The 20848-nt window shown below is 68.4% G+C and carries 20 protein-coding genes and 2 pseudogenes; 14 read left to right on the forward strand and 8 right to left on the reverse strand.

The window, feature by feature from the left end; translation table 11 throughout:
- Positions 1-27 precede the first annotated feature (27 nt).
- On the forward strand, positions 28-657 hold the full coding sequence (locus QQK26_RS15215) for a TetR/AcrR family transcriptional regulator (protein ID WP_284234288.1): 630 nt from the start codon (positions 28-30) through the stop codon (positions 655-657).
- A 94-nt stretch (positions 658-751) separates the two neighbouring features.
- Here QQK26_RS15215 and QQK26_RS15220 read toward each other — a convergent pair whose 3' ends face one another.
- Positions 752-1810, reverse strand: coding sequence for a LacI family DNA-binding transcriptional regulator (locus QQK26_RS15220; protein ID WP_284234290.1), 1059 nt, complete (start codon positions 1808-1810; stop codon positions 752-754).
- Positions 1811-2047: 237 nt separating this feature from the next.
- Between QQK26_RS15220 and QQK26_RS15225 the strand changes: the two genes are divergently transcribed.
- The 4 genes from QQK26_RS15225 (at position 2048) to QQK26_RS15240 (ending at position 6998) form a co-directional block, all read left to right on the forward strand.
- Complete coding sequence (locus tag QQK26_RS15225; RefSeq protein WP_284234292.1) at positions 2048-3310, forward strand: ABC transporter substrate-binding protein; 1263 nt, start codon at positions 2048-2050, stop codon at positions 3308-3310.
- Positions 3311-3389: 79 nt separating this feature from the next.
- Positions 3390-4343 (forward strand): carbohydrate ABC transporter permease, encoded by a 954-nt coding sequence (locus QQK26_RS15230; protein WP_284234294.1) that lies wholly within the window; start codon positions 3390-3392, stop codon positions 4341-4343.
- Positions 4340-5236: a carbohydrate ABC transporter permease gene (locus tag QQK26_RS15235; RefSeq protein ID WP_284234296.1), complete on the forward strand. Its 897-nt coding sequence runs from the start codon at positions 4340-4342 to the stop codon at positions 5234-5236. The genes QQK26_RS15230 and QQK26_RS15235 overlap by 4 nt, the downstream gene beginning before the upstream one ends.
- 4 nt (positions 5237-5240) lie before the next feature.
- Positions 5241-6998, forward strand: a complete 1758-nt coding sequence (locus QQK26_RS15240; RefSeq protein ID WP_284234298.1) for a DUF5605 domain-containing protein — start codon at positions 5241-5243, stop codon at positions 6996-6998.
- A gap of 271 nt (positions 6999-7269) precedes the next feature.
- Here QQK26_RS15240 and QQK26_RS15245 read toward each other — a convergent pair whose 3' ends face one another.
- Positions 7270-7707 carry a transposase gene (locus QQK26_RS15245; protein WP_348520036.1) on the reverse strand — a complete coding sequence of 146 codons (438 nt, stop codon included), beginning with the start codon at positions 7705-7707 and terminating at the stop codon, positions 7270-7272.
- Positions 7664-8515 carry an EamA family transporter gene (locus QQK26_RS15250; protein WP_284234301.1) on the reverse strand — a complete coding sequence of 284 codons (852 nt, stop codon included), beginning with the start codon at positions 8513-8515 and terminating at the stop codon, positions 7664-7666. The genes QQK26_RS15245 and QQK26_RS15250 overlap by 44 nt, the downstream gene beginning before the upstream one ends.
- 127 nt (positions 8516-8642) lie before the next feature.
- Here QQK26_RS15250 and QQK26_RS15255 point away from each other — a divergent pair, with 127 nt between their 5' ends.
- The 3 genes and pseudogenes from QQK26_RS15255 (at position 8643) to QQK26_RS15265 (ending at position 11091) form a co-directional block, all read left to right on the forward strand.
- On the forward strand, positions 8643-9542 hold the full coding sequence (locus QQK26_RS15255) for a LysR family transcriptional regulator (RefSeq protein WP_284234303.1): 900 nt from the start codon (positions 8643-8645) through the stop codon (positions 9540-9542).
- 378 nt (positions 9543-9920) lie between these two features.
- Positions 9921-10028: pseudogene (locus QQK26_RS15260) on the forward strand (transposase); the annotation flags it as partial.
- A gap of 68 nt (positions 10029-10096) precedes the next feature.
- Positions 10097-11091: pseudogene (locus QQK26_RS15265) on the forward strand (IS3 family transposase).
- A 25-nt stretch (positions 11092-11116) separates the two neighbouring features.
- Here QQK26_RS15265 and QQK26_RS15270 read toward each other — a convergent pair.
- On the reverse strand, positions 11117-11386 hold the full coding sequence (locus QQK26_RS15270) for a sigma factor (protein ID WP_284234304.1): 270 nt from the start codon (positions 11384-11386) through the stop codon (positions 11117-11119).
- Positions 11387-11638: 252 nt separating this feature from the next.
- Here QQK26_RS15270 and QQK26_RS15275 point away from each other — a divergent pair, with 252 nt between their 5' ends.
- Both QQK26_RS15275 and QQK26_RS15280 read left to right on the forward strand, forming a co-directional pair.
- Positions 11639-11926, forward strand: coding sequence for a transposase (locus QQK26_RS15275; RefSeq protein ID WP_284234306.1), 288 nt, complete (start codon positions 11639-11641; stop codon positions 11924-11926).
- A gap of 8 nt (positions 11927-11934) precedes the next feature.
- A complete protein-coding gene (locus QQK26_RS15280) occupies positions 11935-12798 on the forward strand; it encodes an IS3 family transposase (protein ID WP_284234308.1) in 864 nt (287 codons plus the stop codon).
- Between the two features lie 37 nt (positions 12799-12835).
- Here QQK26_RS15280 and QQK26_RS15285 read toward each other — a convergent pair whose 3' ends face one another.
- The 3 genes from QQK26_RS15285 to QQK26_RS15295 all read right to left on the reverse strand — a co-directional run bounded on the left by QQK26_RS15285 (position 12836) and on the right by QQK26_RS15295 (position 15002).
- Positions 12836-13144 carry a hypothetical protein gene (locus tag QQK26_RS15285; protein WP_284234310.1) on the reverse strand — a complete coding sequence of 103 codons (309 nt, stop codon included), beginning with the start codon at positions 13142-13144 and terminating at the stop codon, positions 12836-12838.
- Positions 13145-13228: 84 nt separating this feature from the next.
- The gene (locus tag QQK26_RS15290) at positions 13229-13489 is read right to left on the reverse strand and encodes a thioredoxin family protein (RefSeq protein WP_284234312.1); all 261 of its coding nucleotides are present in this window, start codon (positions 13487-13489) and stop codon (positions 13229-13231) included.
- Positions 13490-13517: 28 nt separating this feature from the next.
- Positions 13518-15002 (reverse strand): SulP family inorganic anion transporter, encoded by a 1485-nt coding sequence (locus QQK26_RS15295; RefSeq protein ID WP_284234314.1) that lies wholly within the window; start codon positions 15000-15002, stop codon positions 13518-13520.
- Between the two features lie 106 nt (positions 15003-15108).
- Here QQK26_RS15295 and QQK26_RS15300 point away from each other — a divergent pair, with 106 nt between their 5' ends.
- Positions 15109-15459, forward strand: coding sequence for a MerR family transcriptional regulator (locus QQK26_RS15300; protein WP_284235383.1), 351 nt, complete (start codon positions 15109-15111; stop codon positions 15457-15459).
- 4 nt (positions 15460-15463) lie between these two features.
- On the opposite strand, the gene QQK26_RS15305 is transcribed toward QQK26_RS15300, so the two are convergent.
- Positions 15464-16732, reverse strand: a complete 1269-nt coding sequence (locus QQK26_RS15305) for an amidohydrolase family protein (protein WP_284234317.1) — start codon at positions 16730-16732, stop codon at positions 15464-15466.
- 201 nt (positions 16733-16933) lie between these two features.
- On the opposite strand from QQK26_RS15305, the gene QQK26_RS15310 reads away from it, so the two are divergent.
- The 3 genes from QQK26_RS15310 to QQK26_RS15320 all read left to right on the forward strand — a co-directional run bounded on the left by QQK26_RS15310 (position 16934) and on the right by QQK26_RS15320 (position 20847).
- Positions 16934-17980: a BMP family ABC transporter substrate-binding protein gene (locus QQK26_RS15310; protein ID WP_284234319.1), complete on the forward strand. Its 1047-nt coding sequence runs from the start codon at positions 16934-16936 to the stop codon at positions 17978-17980.
- An 81-nt stretch (positions 17981-18061) separates the two neighbouring features.
- Positions 18062-19618 carry an ABC transporter ATP-binding protein gene (locus QQK26_RS15315; protein WP_284234321.1) on the forward strand — a complete coding sequence of 519 codons (1557 nt, stop codon included), beginning with the start codon at positions 18062-18064 and terminating at the stop codon, positions 19616-19618.
- Positions 19615-20847 carry an ABC transporter permease gene (locus QQK26_RS15320; protein WP_284234323.1) on the forward strand — a complete coding sequence of 411 codons (1233 nt, stop codon included), beginning with the start codon at positions 19615-19617 and terminating at the stop codon, positions 20845-20847. Before QQK26_RS15315 ends, QQK26_RS15320 begins: the two co-directional genes overlap by 4 nt.
- Position 20848: the final 1 nt, after the last annotated feature.

Below are 20848 nucleotides of genomic sequence, written 5' to 3' on the forward strand. Positions count from 1 at the left end.
CTGTCATCTCGCAAGGGGGCGGATGGCATGCGGAGCGATACCGAGCGCAACCGGCGTCATCTCCTGCGCGCAGCTGGCGAACTCGACTGGTGGTCCGGCGCTCCCGTGAGGATGTCCGATATTGCCGAGCGAGCAGGAGTGTCCGCCGCGACTGCCTACCGCCACTTCAGTTCAGTGGCAGACCTGTTTGCCGCCTATCGCACGGAGGTTGGCGAGCAGCTCCGCGCCTACAGCCGTTCACTGCCTGACGCTGGGCAACGCTGGTTGTATCTCGTGTGCGAAGAATGGGTGCGCCTTGTGCTCGCCCACGGCGTGGTCATGGTGCATACGCGCTCAGATGACGGTTACCTGCGCCGACTGCGATCAGGTGCTGGCTATCTTACCGCCCAGGCGGAAGCTCTCCACGAGCCCATCAGAAGCGCTGCAAGAGAACTCGATATCGCTGACCCCGGCGACGTCGGCTTGTTCCTCTGGAACATCCTCTTCGACCCCCGCGAGGTCTTCGACCTTCGCGACACCGAACTCCTCGATGGTGATCAGATCACGGGACGGCTCGTCGGAGCTTTCGTCGGCGCGCTACATGGTTGGCAGCAACCGCCGTTTGCAGCAGCGCGCGAGACGCGGACCACGCGCCAGAGCCGCGGGGGTGCGACTTAGGCGGGCTCGTGTGCCGGTACTGGTGCGCCTGGCGGAATGATGTATTGCTTGTCCGATGATGTTGATTCTGTCGGGGCCGCCCCAGTTGCGTCGATCATGAGTTTGGCGAAGGTGGGGGAGGGGCGGTGGATGCTCGTTGGATCAATTCAGCCTCGATGACGAAGCCGTGCGCCGGTTCTCCATCACGTATGCGCGAGAGCATCATGCGCAGCGTCTGCCGCCCGAGCGAGCGAAAGTCGAGCCGCATCGTGGTGAGCGGCGGTGCAAAGTAGGCGGCCTCGGCCATATCGTCGACGCCGATAATCGAATAGTCGCCGGGCGCGTGGTAGCCGCGTTCGCGCATGGCGCTCATGAAGCCGAGCGCGATCTCGTCGTTGGCCGCGAAGATCGCGGTGAAGTCGGCGGGATCGACCGAGGCCCCCGAGTCGTGGCCGCCTTCGGCGCTCCAGTCGCGCTGGGGCAGCACGGGCAGCGGTTCGACACCGGCCTCGGCGAGGGCATCGTGGTAGCCGCGTTCGCGCTCGTAGGTCTCGTTACGGCCGGGCGGACCGGCGAGATGCAGGATCCGCGTGTGCCCGAGGGCGAGCAGGTGCCGGGTGGCTTGAAGTCCGGCCGAGTAGGAGCTCGCAGTGGTGACCACCGTGTGCTTGGGGTCCTCGGAGCGCGCGGCCATGGCTACGACGGGCAGGTCCGGCGCGATGCGGTCGAGCAGCAGATCCGTGCCGGGGAACGGCGTGGTCAGCACGACCCCGTCGACCTGGAAGCCGAGGAAGCGGTCGATCGCGTGTTGCGCCTGCTCCAGCCCGGCGGGGTCGCCGCGCTCGAGTTCCAGCTGGGTGATGATGAGCGAGTACCCGGCGGTCTGCGCCTCGGCGCTGAGACCCGAAACGATCTCGGCGTTGCCGTAGTTGAGCGGGCCGAGGCAGAGCACGCCGATGGTGTCGGTGCGGTCGACCCGCAAGTTGCGAGCGACCTGGTTGCGCACGTATCCGAGCGCGGCGATGGCCTCGGCGATGCGCTCGCGAGCCTCGTCGCTCACGTAGCCCTTGCCGGTGAAATACCGGGAGACGCTCTGGGCCGAGACGCCGGCGTGATTGCCGACGTCGACCATGCTCGGCCGGGGCGTCTTCGGCACGCGCTTCGACTGCGCCATCGCGACCTCCTCGGGTGAGCCTGCGAGCGCGGCGGTCGCGAATCGCCGTCACTCGTCGCGGAGTCTATCCGTCGCTCGGTCCCGCATCGATCTCGTCGAACGGGACTTCTGCGAAGTGGTTGACCGGTGCATAGGTTATCGATAACTTAGCTGCACCCCGTCGGGCCACCCTGGTCCGACGACATCGCCGTCGCCAGTGCATCCGACGACGACGTCGTGCATCGAGAGAAGGACGCAATGACGCGTACAGCCATCAAGACCGGCGCCATCCTGGCCGCCTCCATCGTGCTCGCCGGCACCGCCGCCTGCTCCTCCGGCGGCGACGCCGCGGGAAGGACCGAGGTCACCTGGTTCAAGCTCAACGAGACCGCCGAGACCGCCAACGCCGCGATCACCACGATCGTCGACGATTTCGAAGCCGCAAACCCCGACATCGTCGTCAAGGTCGAGGAGCGCGCGGTCGACGCGCACAAGGACGCGCTGCGCACCACGCTCGGCACGAGCGGTGCCCCCGACATCTTCTTCTCCTGGGCCGGGCCCGGCCTCGGCGGCGAGTTCATCGAAGCCGGCGCCAGCCTCGATCTCGAGCCGTACTACGAGGAGTACGGCTGGGCGGACCGCTTCAGCGACACCACTCTTTCGACCGTCACCCAGTACGGCGGCTACGACGGCGTGCCCTACACGCAGCGGACCGAGGCCGTCTTCTACAACAAGGAGCTCTTCGCGCAGGCGGGCATCGACGCGCCGCCCGCGACCTACGACGAACTCGTCGAGGACGCGCAGAAGCTGGCCGACGCCGGCATCATCCCGATCGAGTTCGGTGGCACCGTCAACTGGCACGTCATGCGCCTGCTCGACAGCCTGCTCGAGACGGAGTGCGGCGAGGACGGCTACCAGGCACTCGTCACCAAGGAGGCCAGCTGGGCCGACGAGGACTGCGTCACGGCGACGTTCGAGGAGTTCGCGACGTGGACGAGCGACTACCTGAACCCCGGGTTCGTCTCGATCAACAACGACGAGGCGAGCGCGCTGTTCTACTCCGGCGAGGCTGCGATGGCGCTCGAGGGCGACTGGTTCAACCAGGCGATCCGCGACAACGGCATGGACGAATCCACCGTGGGCCTGTTCGCCTTCCCGACCGGCTCGGGCCGGATCTACGGGTTCAACGAGAACAACTACATCTCGGCGAACAGCGAGCACCCGGACGAGGCCGCGAGGTTCCTCGACTACCTGACGGGTGAGGAGGCGCAGCAGACCTTCATCGCCGCGTTCGGCAGCCGCTCGGTCAACACCGCAGTGCAGTCGGAGGGCCAGAGCGAGCTCGACGCGGCCTGGACCCCGATCGCCGAGAACGCGACCGGTGTCTACATGAACAACGACCAGAACCTGTCGTTGGCCGAGACCACCGAGTACTGGCGCATCCAGAATCTGGTCGCCACCGGCGATCTCGACCCGGCAGACGCCGGCGCCGAGTTCCAGCAGTTCATCGACCAGCAGTGATCGGCGCGGGGCGGGCGCCGCGCGCCCGCCCCGCATCCCTCATCACCCCACGCCCGACACCGTCGTCGAGAGGCTCCTCATGACCGCAACCGCCGCGCCCGCGCGCCGCGCGCATCCCTCCCCGGTCCGCAAGCGCGCCGCCCGGGTCACCCGCACCGGCTTCGTCGCCGCCCTGCCGTTCCTCGCCCCGGCGCTCGCCGCCTACGCCGTCTTCGTAGTCGGGCCGATGGTCGAGTCGATCCGCCTCAGCTTCTTCGAGTGGAGCGGCTTCCAGGGCGCGCCGCAAGAGTTCGTCGGCATCAGGAACTACGTGCGCATCTTCACGCAGGACCCGGTGTTCTGGACCGCCTTCTCGAACACGCTCGTCTGGGTCGTGCTGTCGCTCTTCATCCCGCTGGGTCTGGGCCTCGTGATGGCACTGGCCCTGAACCGCCCGTTGTTCGGGCGCAACGCCTTCCGCTCGATCTTCTACATCCCGGGCGTGCTCGCGCCCATCGCCATTGCCAACATGTGGCGCTGGATGTACAACCCGAACTACGGCGTCGGTCAGACTCTCGCCGACCTACTCAACGCACCCTGGCTGGGTGAGATCCAGTGGCTCGGCGACAAGAACCTCGCCCTCTACTCGATCTTCGCCGCCTTCGTCTGGCAGATCGCCGGCACCAACATGGTGCTCTTCCTCGCCGGTCTGCAGGGCGTGACGCCCGAGCACATCGAGGCCGCCAAGCTGGACGGCGCCAACGCCTGGCAGGTGTTCCGCAACGTGACGTGGCCGGCGCTGCGCCCCACCACGGTCGTCGTGCTCGTGCTCACCATCATCAACTCGATCAAGGTCTTCGACCTCATCGTCGGCATGACCGGCGGCGGGCCCGCGCAGCAGACCCAGGTGCTCGCGCTGTGGTCGTTCCAGCAGAGCTTCGGCAACCACGAGTACGGCATGGGCAACGCCATCGCGACCGTGCTGCTGGTCGTCACCCTCGTCATCGTCGTGCCGTACATGGTCTGGACCGCCAGACAGGAGAAGAACTCGTGAGCGTCGTCACCGTCCCCGTCGCCCCCTCGGCGGTGCGCCCCTCGCGCCGCCGCCCCTTCGGCCGCCAGCCGCGCGACTGGGTCCGCGTCGGGCTCTGGATCGCGCTGCTCGTCGCCGTGCTCATCTGGGCCGTGCCGCTGATCTTCATGGTGTTCACCTCGCTCAAGAGCGAACCCGACATCTTCGGCACCCCGGCGTTCGTGCCGCCGTGGAACCCCGAGTGGGGCAACTACGTCGAGGCGCTCGATCGCGGCAACCTGCTCACCGCGGGCGGCAACAGCCTCATCATCGCCCTGGTCAAGGTGCCGCTCGGCCTCTTCCTCTCGGCGGCCGCCGCCTTCGCCCTCTCGCGACTGCGCTTCAAGCGGCAGCGTCTGCTCATGGGCGTCATCGCGATGGGCGCCATGGTGCCGATCCAAGTGGCCATCGCCCCGCTGTTCCAGGTGATCAACGGCCTTGGCCTCCTGAGCACGCACATCGGCGTGATCCTGCCGTACCTCGCCTTCGGGCTGCCCTACCAGACCTTCATCCTGTACGGCTTCTTCCGGCAGATCCCGGAGGAGATCGACGAGAGCGCGCGGATGGACGGCGCGGGCAACTGGCGCCTGTTCCTGACGATCATCCTGCCGTTGGCGAAGCCTGCTCTCGCCGCGCTCTTCATCCTCGACTTCGTCGCCACCTGGAACGAGTACTCGATCGGCCTCGCCTTGCTGCAGAGCCAGGAGTCGTGGACCATCCCGCTTGCCCTGCAGGGCTTCCAATCGCAGTTCACGAGCTCCTACGGCCCGCTGAATGCCTTCACCATCATGTCCATGCTGCCTGTGCTGATCGTCTACCTGATGTTCCAGCGCTACTTCGTCGAGGGCGCCTTCGCCGGCGCCGTGAAGGGTTAACCCCGTGAGCACCACCGCCCCCGCCCGCTTCGACGAGACCACACCGCTCATGCGGGTGCTCGCCGATCCCCGCGGCCACGAGATCGTGCAGCGCGCCCTGCCCGAGCTGGTCGGCAGCTCGATCCTGCACACCCTGCACGGGTTCCCGATCGGCCGTGTCGTCGGCACCGAGGAATCGCTCGCTCCGGAGCAGCGCTCCGCGCTGCTGGCCCAGGTCGCCGCGATCGACCTGACCCTGACGGCGCCCGAACCGCAGCGCGAGCGCTACACGGTGCCCTCCGCCGGCTACGAGAGCGCGCCACGCGCGTCCGCTCGTGCATCGCACACCGCCGAGGTGAGCCTCTACGGGCGCTTCGAGCTCGAGCTGCGGGGGCCCAGCCACGGCAACCCCTTCGTCGACGTCGAGCTGCGCGCCCGCATCGAGGGGCCGGGAGCGCGCCGATGGGAGGTGCCGGGCTTCTACGACGGCGACGGCGTCTACCGGCTGCGCTACCTGCCGGAGGAGGAGGGCGAGTACCGCTTCGCCACCCGCAGCAACGCGGCCAGCCTCGACGGCCACGAGGGCGCCTTCTCAGTGGTTCCCGCGGCGACGGGCGCGCACGGCCCGGTCCGAGTGCGCGGCACGCATCACTTCGCGCACGCTGACGGCACCGTGCACCGGCCGATCGGCACGACGGCCTACGTCTGGAACCATCAGGGTGACGCGCTCGAGGAGCAGACGCTGCGCTCCCTCGCGAACGGCCCGTTCAACAAGATCCGCATGTGCGTCTTCCCCAAGGCCTACCTCTTCAACGAGAACGAGCCCGAGCGCTTCCCCTTCGTCGGCTCCGTCGAGGAGGGCTTCGATCACCAGCGCTTCGACCCGTCATCGTGGCGTCGCCTCGAGCACCGCATCGAGCAGCTCGGCAGGCTCGGCATCGAAGCCGACCTCATCCTGTTCCACGCCTACGACCGCTGGGGCTTCTCGACCATGGACCCGGTGGCCGACGACCGCTACGTCGCTTACGCGGTGGCCAGGCTGGCGTCCTTCGCGAATGTCTGGTGGTCGCTCGCCAACGAGTACGACCTGCTGCCCGGCAAGAGCGAGGACGACTGGGAGCGCTTCGCCGGCATCATCCAACGCGACGACCCGAGCGACCATCTGCGCTCGATCCACAACTGCCGCGAGTTCTACGACCAGACACGTCCGTGGATCACCCACGCGAGCATCCAACGTCAGGACATCGTGAAGACCGCCGAGATGGTCACCGAGTGGCGCCGCTTCGGCAAGCCGGTCGTGGTCGACGAATGCGCCTACGAGGGCGACATCGACCAGGGGTGGGGCAACATCACCGGAGAGGAGATGACCCGGCGGTTCTGGGAGGGCGCGATCCGCGGAGGTTACGTGGGCCATGGTGAGACCTACGTGCACCCCGACGACGTGCTCTGGTGGGCCAAGGGCGGCGAGCTGCGCGGTACGAGCCCCGAGCGCATTGGGTTCCTGCACCGGATCATGCAGGAGCATCCGGGCGACCTCGAGCCGAGCACCGTCGACTGGGACATCCAGCGCGCCGGCGCCGAGGGCGCGCAGCTGCTCTACTACTTCGGCTTCTTCCAGCCGAGCTACCGCCGGTTCCTGCTCGACCCGGCTCACGAGTACGTCATCGATGTGATCGACACCTGGGGCATGACGATCGAGCGGATGGAGGGCAGCTACCGCGGCCGCTTCCGTATCGACCTGCCTGGTCGGCCCTACATCGCCCTCCGCTTGACGGCGATCTGAAGCGGAGCGCGGGCGGCGCCGTGGTCGGAGCCGCCCGCATCCGCGATTCGGGCAAAAAGACGCCCGCTGCGCACCGATGGGAAACCGTGCCGTCGCCATTCGGCGGTGGACTTCGGCGCCGCCCACGAATTCTATCGGCTTGCCCACGCTGGATTCGGGACCGCCTTGACAACGGCGCCGGCTGCGGAGCGACTTGCGGTGCGCGCCTCGCTGCTCGAGCAGCGCGTCGACCTCTCGTCGCGTGGCTGCCTGCTAGGACATGTTGCTGAACTCATTGGAGGGTCGCGGCGAGGCAGATCGCAGCGTGGTAGTTGCGGGCGGTCTTGTCTGAGCGCATCGCGATGCCGCGCCACTGCTTGAGCGTGTTGAAGCAGCGCTCGACGACGTTGCGTCCCGTGTAGCACTCCTTCTGCGCGTCGCCGAAATCGATTGGTTGGCCCGGGCGCTTGCGGCGGTGGGCGATCTGGTCGTTGCGCTCGGGGATCGTGGCCGCGATGCCGTGCGCGCGCAGCCAGGCGCGGTTCGCCTTCAAGGGGTAACCCTTGACGCCCTCGACCAGGTCGCCGAAGGTCCAGATCTGCTTGCGGGATGCCCAGCGCAAGAGCTCCGTCTCAGCGATGAAATGCACTCGAACTGTTCGTTCGCAAGCACAAGTAGTTTTGCAGTCATCGTCTTCTTGCCGACAACGAGATCCCGATGCTCGCACCACTCACCAGCGCTAGCGCGACGACTTCCTGCCAGCGAAGTGCTTCGGCCAGAACAAGGTATCCGGCCACCGCTCCAGCGGCAGGGCCAAAGCTTTGAAGTACTCCGAACACGTAAGTTGGAAGCGTTCGTAACGCCTTCAACTCGATGGAATAAGGCACCACCGAAGACATCAGTGCCACCGCAACGAAGATGAGTAGCAGGACGGGGTCGCGCAGTGCCTGTGATGCATCGCCTGCTCCGAGAGGCGCGGCCGCAATCGCTCCGACGAGCATCGACACGGCGAGCCCGCCACTACCAGCTTTGGACCGACGGCTGAGATTGGCGCTTGCCAAGATGTACCCTGCCCAACACGCACCCGCGGCGAGGGCGAGAAGAACGCCGAAAGCGTCGAGCCCGTCGACTATTTGAAAGCCAATGAGTACCACGCCGAACAAGGCGAGAGCAGCCCAGACAAACTCGACCCAACGACGCAGCTGCACAAGAGCGAGTGTTAGCGGCCCGAGGAATTCGATCGTGATGGCTATCCCTAAAGGAATGCGATCCATCGCTAGATAAATGAGTTGATTCATTGCCCCAAGCGCAAGCCCAAGTAGCACTGCAGCAAGCCAGGTCGACCGGTCCCACCGGAACATGCGTGGCCTCATGAGGATCATCAGGATGATCGCGGCGATAAGCAATCTGAGGAAGGTGGCGCCGATGGCCCCGACATCCTCGAAATGCTGGCGTGCAATGGCCCCACCGAGTTGCAGACAGAAGACACCGCCGACGACTGCCGGTGCCGCGATGCGGGAAAACGAGAGCGCGGGCAAACCAATCCTTTGTGAAAATTGCAGACCGACCGAGACTATGTGGCACTCGGCGTTCGTCCAAGGGGAACATATGCAACACTTTGTTCACTCGAAACGAACGGTTGTTCTTATGCTTGAGCCTCGTCGATTGCGCCTTCTCATCGCATTTGCCGAGAACGGCACGGTGCGCGGAGTCGCCGACGCTCAGCGCCTGAGTCCGTCCTCGGTCTCCCAGCAGCTTTCCCTTCTTGAACGCGAAGTCGGCGCCGCCTTGCTCGAGCGACATGGCCGTGGCCTGGTTCTGACGCCTCCAGGGCGTGTGCTCGTGCGACGAAGTCGCGAGATTCTCGAACTCATGGATTTGGCGCGGGCCGAGGTCACCGAAGGGGTCGACGAGCCGGTAGGTACCGTTCGCCTGGCGGCGTTCAGCAGCGCTCTGAACCGCATTGTCATACCGGCTTTGCGACGTCTTGAGAAGCGATGGCCGCGCCTGCGCATCGAGATCAGTGAGCTCGACCCGCACGAGAGCCGGCCGGCGTTGCATGCTGGGATGCTCGATCTTGCCGTGATTGCTGACCTGACGCCGGCGGGAGACACGAGCGGCTCCGCATCGGGACTGCTCTTGAACGACCCCGTCGTTGTGGTCTCAGCGAAGGATCACCCGTTCATGGAGCACCGTGAGCAGGAGCTTCGCGCTCTTGCATCCGCGCGCTGGGCATCAAATCGCCCCGGCACGTATCTTTCAGACCTGCTTGAATCGGCCGCTGCGCGAGCCGATTTCGTGCCAGACGTGATTGGTCGGTTCACGAGCGATGATCTCCTCATCGATGCCGTTCTCGAGCGCGGAGTCGTAGCCTTGCTGCCGGCGCTTGCGGTACCCGACGACGTGCCAGTTGCACTCACGCGGCTCCCGGAGCTACCCGAGCGTTCGATCAGCCTCTTGTCGTCTCGCTCCTCAAGAAGCAGGGCCGCGACCCGAGCCGTGGTAGATGCAATCCAAGAACGGTGTGAAGCGATTTCTTCCGTGGACATCAGGGACCGCCGCTAATGCGTCGACGCTCCTGATTCGACGGGTACGGCACGTTCATGATATCGAGCTTTCGTCAGGAAGAGCCGCCCTCGACCAGCTTGAAAGAGCTTTGTACTCTGCGCGGCATGGCAACCGTGCTTCGTTCGATGAGTGAAGCGAGCGATTCGACTGCGGTCTCTGCCATGCGTCGATGATCCGGCTCGATGCTCGGTAGAGCCGGTGGGCCACCCCTTCATTCGGTCCGGACGTTCTGTGAGTCGTCGGTTTCGATGTGATGGGTGCATTGCCGAGCGTACTCGGCTGGGGGCAAGTAGCCGAGCGTACTCGGCTGGGGCAAGTAGCCGAGCGATGAGTCCCGGCGGTGACGGTTGTACTCGTCCTTCCAGTCGCCGGTGCCGGCACCGCGACCTCGACACGAGGGCCGGCACGATCGATGTCGCGATCCCGAAGCTGCGCTCCGGCACGTACTTCCCGGAGTGGCTCCTCGAGCGCCGTAAACGCTCAGGCGTGAGGAACGAAGTGGTGACAACTGATCGTTAGTGCCGGGAGGCGCTGGCGGGAAGGATGTCATCATGCCCGGCCCCTATCCCCGGGAGTTCCGCGAGGATGTCGTCGCGGTCGCGAGACGCCGCGAGGGCGGCGTATCTGTCGCAGGCGAACCTGAAACTCGGTGGCTCCCCAACATGACGTGCCCGCTCGTTGCTGAGCTCGCCGACGCGGGGATTCCCGTGACCGTGTCGTGCCGGGTCCTCAAGTTCGCAAGACAGCCCTACTACCGCTGGCGCAACGACCCGGTCCGGGACGCCGATGTGCTCCGCGCGTATCGGATCAACGCGCTGCATGACGCGCACCACGTCGACGATCCGACGTTCGGCTACCGCTACTTGGCCGATGAGGCGCGGCGGGCAGGGTGGCGGATGAGTCGGCGGACTGCGTGGAAGCTGTGCTCTCAGGCCGGGATGCTCTCGTCCGCGCAGCGCCGCCGCTGCGGGAAGGGCAGGAAGGCCGGCCCGCCGGTGTTCGACGATCACGTGCAACGGGTGTTCCGCGCCGACGCGCCGAACCGACTCTGGCTCACCGACATCACCGAACATCGCACTGCCGAGGGCAAATTCTACTGCTGCGCGATCAAGGACGTCCACTCGAACCGGATCGTCGGCTGCTCCATCTCGGATCGGATGACCGCGAAGCTCACCGTCGACGCCGTCCGAGGCGCCGTCGCCCGCCGCGGCGAGGTTGCCGGCTGCATCCTGCAGGCCGACCGGTTGAAGACGGCCAACTTCGCAGCCGGGCCATGGCCCGCGAACTGCGCCGTCACGACATGGTCGGTTCGATGGGCAGAGTCGGCGCCGCCGGAGACAACGCGGCAATGGAGTCGTTCTGGTCGCTGCTGCAGACGAACGTTCTCAACCAGCAGCGGTGGGCGAGTCGGCAGGAGCTGCGGCTCGCGATCGTTGTCCGGATCGAGCGGAAGTATCACCGCCAGTGCGCTCAGGACGCCCTCGGCGGGTTGACGCCCATCGAGTTCGAGACCAAGCAAACCGAGCCGCTCACACTCGCGGCCTGAACCGAACTTGTCACCAGTTCGTTCCTCACGCCCCTGCATGGTGTTGTTCGAGTAGGTGTTCGAGGTGTTCCCGCGCGGGGATGCTGCTGCGGAGTCGTGGCGCGAGGAACCAGAGTCCGAGGAAGGTTTTTTGGAGGATGCGTTCTGCGTCGTTGCCGTCTGAACCGTGGGAAAGGAGGAGGCGGTACAAGGTGGGTGAGTGCCGGTCGTAGATCTCGGCGAACGCAGCGGTGTCACCCGCGGCGACGCGTTCGAGGAGCTCCGCCTCGGTGTCGGCGCCGTGCAGGCTGGTCATGGTTCCTCGTCTCGTCCGCGGGGTGGACCTCCATTCCCGCGCATGCGGGCTGTGACGGCGGCGCTGTCGGGGTGGCGCTCAGGTGCTGCGGTTGGTCGGAGCCCTAATTTGCTGGGGTGGCCACTGGGGTGGCCCACGTTTTGGGGGAAGAGGGACCCTCTCTCTCGGCACCCCTACTGACGTGTCCTGACCTGTGCCGGGTTTTCCGGGCACCTGAGTTGGGGCGATGGTCGTCCTGGACAGGAGTCCGTGATGCCTGCTGCGAAGTCTGAGGAGTTCCGTCGGAGGGCGGTCGAGCTCGCCCGGTCGGGTGAGAGGCCGGTTGCTGAGATCGCTCGTGATCTCGGGATCAGCGAGTCGGGGCTGCGACGGTGGATGGCGCAGTCCGAGGTCGAGGAGGGCCGTGCCGAGGGGCTGGCTCGGGACGAGCGTGCCGAGCTGGTGCGGTTGCGGCGTGAGAACCGGGTGCAGGCGATGGAGCTCGAGATCCTGAAGCGAGCGTCGGCGTCTTTCGCGCGGGAGAACGTTCTTCCAAAATAGGGTTCCGGTTGGTCCACGAGCTCAGCCGTGACGGGTTCCCCGTCGCGGTGGCCTGCCGGGTGCTGAACGTGTCGAGGTCGGGTTACTGCGAGTGGGCTTCTCGCGGCCCGTCGGCTCGTGTTTTCGATGATGCGCATCTGATTGACACGATCCGTGATCTGCATGCGCTCGCGCGAGGAACGTATGGGGTGCGGCGGGTGCATGCCGAGCTGGTCCTCGGCAGGCGGCTGCGGATCGGGCGCGGCCGGGTCGGCCGGCTGATGCGCTTGGCCGGGTTGCAGGGTGTTCACCATCGGAAGTGGCGTCGTGGCGGTGCCGGGCGGCTGCCGGCGGTGTTCGAGGATCACGTGAAGCGGGTCTTCGCCGCGGACGCCCCGGACAAGCTCTGGGTGATGGACATCACGCAGCACCGCACCGACGAGGGATGGGTGTACTGCGCTGCCGTGATCGACGTGTTCTCGAGGCGCTGCGTGGGCTGGTCGATCGCCGATCACCTGCGCACTGAACTCGTCGTCGACGCGATCGACATGGCCAGGTGGCGGCGCAAACCCGTCGGCACGATCGTTCACGCGGACCGCGGCGCTCAGTTCACGTCGTGGCTGTTCGGGTCGCGGCTGCGCGAAGCGGGACTCATGGGGTCGATGGGCCGGGTCGCTTCCGCGTATGACGACGCGCTGATGGAGTCGTTCTTCGGCTCGATGCAGATCGAGCTCCTCGACCGGCGAGGCTGGGCCACCAGGGCCGAGCTCGCGAACGCGATGCTCGAGTGGATCGAGGCGTTCTGCAACCCGCGCCGGCGACACTCCGCGCTCGGCTACGTCACCCCGATCGAGTACGAAACCCTTCACACCGCGGCTCCCGCCGCGGCATGATCAACACACGAGAACCGTCCGGAAAACCCGGGACAGGTCAGAGGAGCCCCATCTTCTCGGAGAGTGCTGCGAGCGAGAGGCCGGCTGCGTAGAGCGCCTCGGCGTTCTTGGCCGTCAAGACGTCAATTGCTCGGCGACGCAGCTGGACGTCGTGGCGACGGAATAGGTCTGCGAGCGCCGTCTTACTGACGCCATGCTCTTCGGCAAGGTCGATCAGGATCTCGCCCGTCTTGTACCACTCAATGAGCTTGTCGACCGTCTCAGCGCCAAGCCTCCAATCGATGGCGTGGATGCGAATGGGCTGATCAGAGCGAGCGTCGCCCAGCGTGACCTCAGGCAGGTTCACTTTCGAGTGCAGCATGATGAGGTCAACAAAGAAGGCCCGGTTCCGTCAGGAACCGGGCATTCCGCCATGAGCGGCGGCTTCGGGTCACAGCGCCGCGGCCACCGCCTGCAGCACCTGCGGCACGGTGGGCACGCCCTCGGCCCGCAGAACCTGCGCGCCGGCGTCGTCGCGCAGGATGACGGTCGGCGTGTTGCGGATCGACTCCGCCACGGCCCGCTCCTCGTGGCGCACCACGTCGAGCTCGCGCACCTCGAGTGCCGGCACGAGCCGCGACGCCTCGGCGAGCACCGCGCGGGTCGCGTGGCAGGGGCCGCAGAAGGCGGAGGTGTAGAGCTCGGCGATCACGTGAGGGTGAACGCATCCGCTCGTGCGCTCATTCCGCGCTGCCGAGGGTGCCGGCGAGGCGGCCGTGGAAGCGGCTGCTGGCCTCGTTCATGCCCTCCAAGCGCACGGTCGCGCCGTGGCGGCGGTAGCGCTCGGCGACCGCGTCGAGGGCGGCGACCGTCGAGGCGTCCCAGACGTGCGATCCGCTGAGGTCGATCACGATCGACGCGGGGTCGGCGGCGTAGTCGAACTGCTGCACGAGGTCGTTGCTCGAGGCGAAGAAGAGCTCGCCCTCCACCCGGTAGCGCGCCTCGTCGTCGTCGCGCGCGACGAGCGTCACGGTCGCGAAGTGCGCGACCCTGCGGGCGAAGACGACCATCGCGGCGAGCACGCCGAGGCCCACGCCGATGGCCAGGTTGTGCGTGATCACGGTGCCGGCGACGGTGAGCACCATCACGGCGGTCTCGCCGAGCGGCATGCGCCGCAGCGTGGAGGAGCGGATGCTGTGCCAGTCGAAGGCCGCAGCCGCGACCACGATCATGACGGCGACGAGGGCGGCCATCGGGATCAGCCCGACGATCGGGCCGAGCGCGAGCAGCAGCGCCAGCAGGAAGGCGCCGGCGAGGAAGGTGGAGACCCGGCTGCGCGCGCCGGAGGTCTTCACGTTGATCATCGTCTGGCCGACCACCGCGCATCCGCCCATGCCGCCGAACAGCCCCGAGGCGATGTTGGCGACGCCCTGGCCCCACGACTCGCGGGTCTTCGACGAGCCCGTCTCGGTGATCTCGTCGACGAGCTTCGCGGTCATGAGCGACTCGAGCAGGCCGACGACGGCCATGCCGAGCGCGTACGGCCCGATGATCTGCAGCGTCTCGAGCGTGAGCGGCACCTGCGGCAGCCCGAGCACGGGCAGCACGTCGGGCAGGGCGCCCTGGTCGCCGACCGTCGGCACGTCGAGGTTCGCGACCACGGCGACCACGGTCACGAGCACGATCGCGACGAGGGGACCGGGCACCGCCTTGGTGAGCTTCGGCAGCAGGAGCACGACGAGCAGTCCGCCGGCGACGAGCGGATAGACGACCCACGGCACGTCGATGAGGTGCGGCAGCTGCGCGGTGAAGACGAAGATCGCGAGCGCGTTGACGAAGCCGGTCATGACGCTGCGGGGGATGAAGCGCAGCAGTTTGGCGACGCCGAGCAGGCCGAGCACGATCTGGATGAGCCCGCCGAGCAGGATCGTGGCGATGAGGTAGTCGATGCCGTACTGCGGCGCGATGGGCGCCACCACGAGCGCCACGGCGGCCGTGGCGGCGCTGATCATGGCGGGGCGGCCGCCGACGATCGCGATCGCGATCGCCATGACGACGGAGGAGAAGAGCCCGACCCGCGGGTCGACCCCGGCGATCACGGAGAACGAGATGGCCTCGGGGATGAGGGCGAGCGCCACGACGAGGCCGGCGAGCGCCTCGCGCAGGAGCAGCCGCGGGCTGCGGAGCACGGCGAGCACGCCGAGGGGGCGGGATGAGGGCGTCACGGGGCGTCCGTTCGAGCGGGGAGAATGAGGTGCGGTCCGAGTGGCCGCGAATCCCTACCCTAACGTAAGGGTAAGGTTGCGGTGACGGGAGGGTGCTCGGGTGGACATGATGCAGATCGGCGAGCTCGCCGACCGTGCCGAGCTCTCGTTGCGCACCATCCGCCACTACGACGAGGTCGGTCTGCTGAAGCCGTCCGGGCGCAGCGACGGCGGCTTCCGCCTCTACACCGAGGGCGACCTCGAGCGCCTGCTGCTCATCCGCCGCATGAAGCCGCTCGGCTTCACGCTGGACGAGATGGGCGAGCTCCTGGCCGCGATCGACGCGCCGCAGGATCCCGCATCCGCTCGTCGCCTGGCCGATTTCCACACCGAGGCGCTGCAGCGGCGTGAGAAGCTGGCGCGGCAGGTGGCCTGGGCCGACGAGTTCCTCGGGCTGCTCGAGGCGCGCGAGGGCTGACGGCTCAGCGCAGCCGCGCCGCGATCCTCGCGACCTCGAAGCGGATGCGCTCCTCGTCGAGGGTCAGCAGCTCGCCATCCCGCAGCAGGGGCCGTCCGGCCACGACGACGTCGGTGACGTCGGCGCCGGTCGCGACCCAGCCGAGGTAGCCGGCGGGGGAGTGGAAGGGCTCGGCGTGCACCGAGTCCGCGGAGACCGCCACGAGGTCGGCGGGGTCGCCGGGCTCCAGCGCGGTCGGCTCGAAGCCGAGCGCCTCGTAGCCGTTCACGGTGAGCATCGCCAGTGCGTCGTCGACGCTCAGCGCATCCGCCCGTTCCAGCGAGCCGCGCTGCAGCTGCAGGGCGAGACGCAGCTCGCGCAGCGGGTCGAGGGCGTCGTTGGAGGCCGGGCCGTCGGTGCCGAGCGCCACCCGGATGCCCGCCTCGCGCATGCGCGTGACGCGGGCGATGCCGCTGCCGAGCTTGAGGTTGCTGCCGGGGTTGTGCACGACGCTCGCACCGCTGGCGGCGATGAGCGCCAGGTCGTCGTCGGTGGTGTGCACGGCGTGGGCGACGATCGTCGACGGGGTGAGCAAGCCGGTGCGCGCCGCCGTCTGCACCGGGGTCTCGCCACGGGCCGCGAGCGCCTCGGCGACCTCGGTGGGCGACTCGGAGAGGTGCACCTGCACGCCCATGCCGTTGCCCGCGGCGTGCTCCGCAACCCTGGCGAACACCTCGGGTCCGCTCGTGTAGACGGCGTGCACGCCGTAGGTGGGGCGCACGAGCGGATGCCCGCGGAACGCCTCGCCGATCCGCTCGGCCATCGCGATCTGTCCGTCGAGCGGCTGACCGCCGGCGGCCGCGTAGGGCACGCCCTCGGGCCCGAACACGGCGACGCCCGGTGCGATGCGGATGCCCGCCTCGACCGCCGCCTCGACGAGGCGCTCGTTCCAGAAGAAGGCGTCGGCCACCGCGGTCGTGCCGCCGCGGATCATCTCGGCGAGCGCGAGCCGCAGGCTCCACAGCACGTCGTCCTCGGTGAGCAGCGACTCGGCGGCCATCACGACCTCCAGCCACTCCAGCAGGGGCAGTCCGTCGCCCAGGCCGCGCAGCGCGGCCATGCCCGCGTGCGAGTGGCCGTTGGCGAAGCCGGGCACCAGCACGCGCCGCGGGGCCGTGCCCGCCGGCAGCGCCTCGAGCGAGCGGATGCGGCCGTCCGCTCCCGTCTCGATCCGCGCGTCGAGCAGATCGGGCCGGCCGGCGCGCACGAGCGCGCCCTCGAAACGCAGGGTCATGCCCAGCATCGTACGGCCGAGCGGATGCGCCGCCGCTTGCCCCGGACGGACGTCTCGTGCGCGTCCGCCCGCCCCGTTATCGTCATTCCGGGTCATGCACGCGTGCAGCGCGTAACGCGCGTGCAACATGGGCTCGAATACCCTGCAACGGGAGCACCCCGTCCCGCACCGCACAGCACCCACTTCACCCGAGGAGTCCCCGTGTTCAAGGCATCCCGTCTCGGCGTCGCCGCCGTCGCGCTCGGCGCGCTGGCGCTGACCGCCTGCTCGACCGGCACCACCGGCGGCACGTCGTCCGACGGCCCCAGCTTCGTCTACATCACCCCCGAGGCGCTCGGCATCAACGAGTTCCTCAAGCTCGGCGACGCCGGCACGAAGGCCGCGGCCGAGGAGCTCGGCGGCACCGCCAAGACCTTCGAGAGCGACGGCACCGAGCAGACCATGCGCTCGAACATCGAGGCGGCCCTCGACGAGGCCCCCGACGCCATCGTGCTCACGACCTTCCAGCTCACCAAGTTCGCCCTCGAGTACGCGACCGACAACCCCGAGCAGCCCTTCGTGCTCATCGACGACTGCCCCGTCGTCGAGGGCGACCTGCCGAGCAACCTCTACTGCGGCCAGTTCGCCGAGTACGAGGGCGCCTACCTCGCCGGCGTCGAGGCGGGCCACCTGACGCAGACCGGCGCGGTCGCCTCGGTCGGCGCGCTCGACACCCCGTTCATCAACCGCTACACCGACTCCTTCGCGCTCGGCGCGCAGAGCGTCGACGCGGCCATCACCGACAACCAGAGCTTCGTGGGCGGCGACAACCCGTTCGCCGACCCGGTGGGCGCCAAGGAGAACGCGCTCGCCGCGCTCGAGGGCGGCGCGGATCAGGTCTTCGCGGCCACGGCCGGCGGCAACGGCGGCGTCTTCGAGGCGGCGCAGGAGCGCGGCGCCTTCGCCTACGGCGTCGACATCAACCAGTGCGGCCAGGCCGAGGGCGTCGTCGTCGACAACGTCATCAAGAAGATCGACGTCGTGGTCCTCGATCTGCTCACCAAGATCACCGACGGCGAGCCCGGCGGCGAGTCGACCGTCTACGACCTCGCCTCGGGTGGCCTCTCGCTGACCGGTCTCGAGGAGGGCGTCGCCGACAGCGGCTGCGTCATCGCCGAGCACCCCGAGGTGATCGAAGCGGTCTCGGCCGTGCGCGACCAGATCGTCGCGGGCGACATCGAGGTGCCGGACCCCATCCTGGCCGGCTGACACCGACAGCATCGAGGGGAGGCGGCGCCGCGCGGCACCGCCTCCTCATCCCGTTCCCGCACCAGATCCGATCGGCAAGGCATGCGAGCCCTCGAACTCTCCGGCATCACCAAGCGCTACCCGAAGGTGGTGGCGAACGGCGGGATCTCCCTCGCGGTCGAACAGGGCGAGATCCACGCGCTGATCGGCGAGAACGGCGCCGGCAAGTCGACCCTCGTGTCGATCCTCTACGGCTTCGTGCAACCGGATGAGGGCACCATCGTCGTCGGCGGCGAGCGCCGATCCTTCAAGGACCCGACCGACGCGATCGCCGCCGGGCTCGGCATGGTGTTCCAGAACTTCAACCTGTTCCCCGAGCTCACGGTGGCGGAGAACGTCGTCTTCGGCGCGGAGCCCGGGCGCCTCGGCCTGGTCGACCGACGCGCCGCCGCCGCCGAGGTGGGCGACCTCGCCGAGCGCTACGGGCTGCAGGTGCCGGTCGGGGAGCGGGTCGAGCACCTGCCCGTGGGCGTGCTGCAGCGCGTCGAGATCCTCAAGTCGCTGTACCGCGATGCGCGCATCCTCATCCTCGACGAGCCCACCGGCGTGCTCACCCCGCAGGAGAGCGAGGGGCTCTTCGAGGTCATGCGCTCGCTGAGGGCCGCCGGCAAGTCGATCATCTTCATCACCCACAAGCTCGACGAGGTCATGGCCGTCGCCGACCGCGTCACCGTGCTGCGCGACGGCCGGGTCACGGCCTCGCTCGTGACCGCCGAGACGAGCCCGCGCGAGATCTCGCGGCACATGACCGGGCGCGACGTCGAGCTCAGCCAGCGCCTCGCGCGCAGCGCGCCGGGCGCTCCCGTGCTCGAGGTCGAGGGCGTCACCGTCGAGGTCGACGGCCGCACCGCCGTCGACGACGTCTCGCTCAGCGTGCGGGCGGGCGAGATCGTCGGCATCGCCGGCGTGGCCGGCAACGGGCAGGACGCGCTCGCTGCGGCCATCGGCGGTCATCATCCGCTGCGCTCGGGTCGCATCCGCATTGCCGGCACCGACGTCGACGGCGCGGACAACCGCCGCCGACGCGACCTCGGCTTCACGCACATCCCCGAGGACCGGCACGTCACCGGCAGCGCCCCGCTCGGCGACGCCGTGCTCAACCTCGCGGTCGGCTACCACCGCCGCTCGCCGCTGCGCGAGCGCGGACTGCTGCAGCCGAAGCGGATGGTCGAGCACGCGGAGCGCCTGATCCGCCGGTTCGGCGTGAGGATCGCCGGCCCCGCCGTCGCCGTCGGCACCCTCTCGGGCGGCAACCTGCAGAAGATCGTCGTCGCGCGGGAGCTCGGTCACGACGCGCCGCTCCTCGTCGCCGAGCAGCCGACCCGCGGCGTCGACATCGGCGCCATCGAGTCGATCCACGGCGAGCTCGACGAGTACCGCGCCCGCGGGGGCGCCGTGCTGCTCGTCTCGAGCGAGCTCAGCGAGGTGCTCAACCTCTCCGACCGCATCGCGGTCATGTTCGAGGGCCGGGTCATGGCCGTGATCCCGTCCGCCGAGGCCACCGTGCCTTTGCTGGGGCTGATGATGGCCGGCGTCCCCTACGAGACGGCGCTCGCCGAGGAGGCGGCCTCGGCCGCGGAAGGAGGGACGGCACGATGACCGCCGTCACCACCGCTGCACGGCGACGGGACCCGGCCGTGCTCGGCCGCCGCGTGCTCGCCGCGCTCACGGGCACCGTGACGGTGTCGATCCTCGGCGCGCTCGTCGCGGTCGGCGTGCTGCTCGTCGCGATCGGGCAGAACCCCTTCGCCGTCTACGGCACGCTGCTGGAGGGCTCCCTCACCGGGCGCGGCCTCGTCACGACGCTCCAGCGGTCCGTGCCGCTCGTCGGCCTGTCGATCGCGCTCATCTACTCGTTCCGCGCCGGTGTCTTCAATCTCGGCGGCCAGGGGCAGTTCCTGGTCGGCGGGCTCGCCAGCGTGGTCACCGCGCTCGCGCTCCCCGGCACCGGCGTGCTCGGCATCCTGGCCGCGTGCGCCGCGGGCGTCGTCGCGGGCGCGGCATGGGGCACGGTGCCCGGCGTCATCCAGGTGACCCTGGGGCCGCCCGTGCTGGTCACGAGCCTGCTGCTCAACTACATCGGCATCGCCGGCGTCTCGTACGTCATCTCGCTGCTCAAGCCGCCGTCCGCGAGCGATCAGGCGACGCCGACCATCTCGGAGGACCTGCAGATCAGCGCGCTCGTGCCCGCGCGGAGTCCGCTCGGCGAGGCGATGGGCCAGGCGCTCGAGCGCAACGACGTGCTGCTGCTCGCCGCTCGGGGCCTCAACTGGTCGTTCGTCGTCGTGATCCTGCTCGTCATCGCGACGATCCTCTTCAACCGCCGCACGGCGACCGGCTTCGAAGCGGGCGTCACCGGCTTGAACGGCGCCTTCGCGCGCAACGTCGGCATCCGCAGCAGCCGCGTCGTGCTCACGAGCCTGGCGATCAGCGGAGGGCTCGCCGGCCTCATCGGCGCCCTCGTCGTGCTCGGCACCAACTTCCGTCTGCTCGACGGCCAGTTCGAGGCCACCGGCTACGCCATGACGGCGATCCTGGTGGTGCTGCTCGGCCGCAGCTCGCCGATCGGCGCCGTGCTCGCCGGGTTCTTCTTCTCGATGCTGCAGGTCGGGGGCGAGGAGCTCAACCGGACGTTCGCGCTCTCGCCGGCGATCGCCTCCATCATCCAGGCGCTCGTCATCTTCCTCGTCGTGCTGCGCCTCGGCATCCCCTACGTCACGCAGCGGTTGCGCAGGCGCGCCGAGGCCGCGGCGACGGGGGAGCGGATCGAGGAGGTACCGGATGCGGCGCCCACCCCGCGCGACACCACGACCGTGAAGGAGGGCTGAG

Source organism: Arenivirga flava (assembly GCF_030161575.1).
GTDB classification, from domain to species: Bacteria; Actinomycetota; Actinomycetes; order Actinomycetales; family Microbacteriaceae; genus Arenivirga; species Arenivirga flava.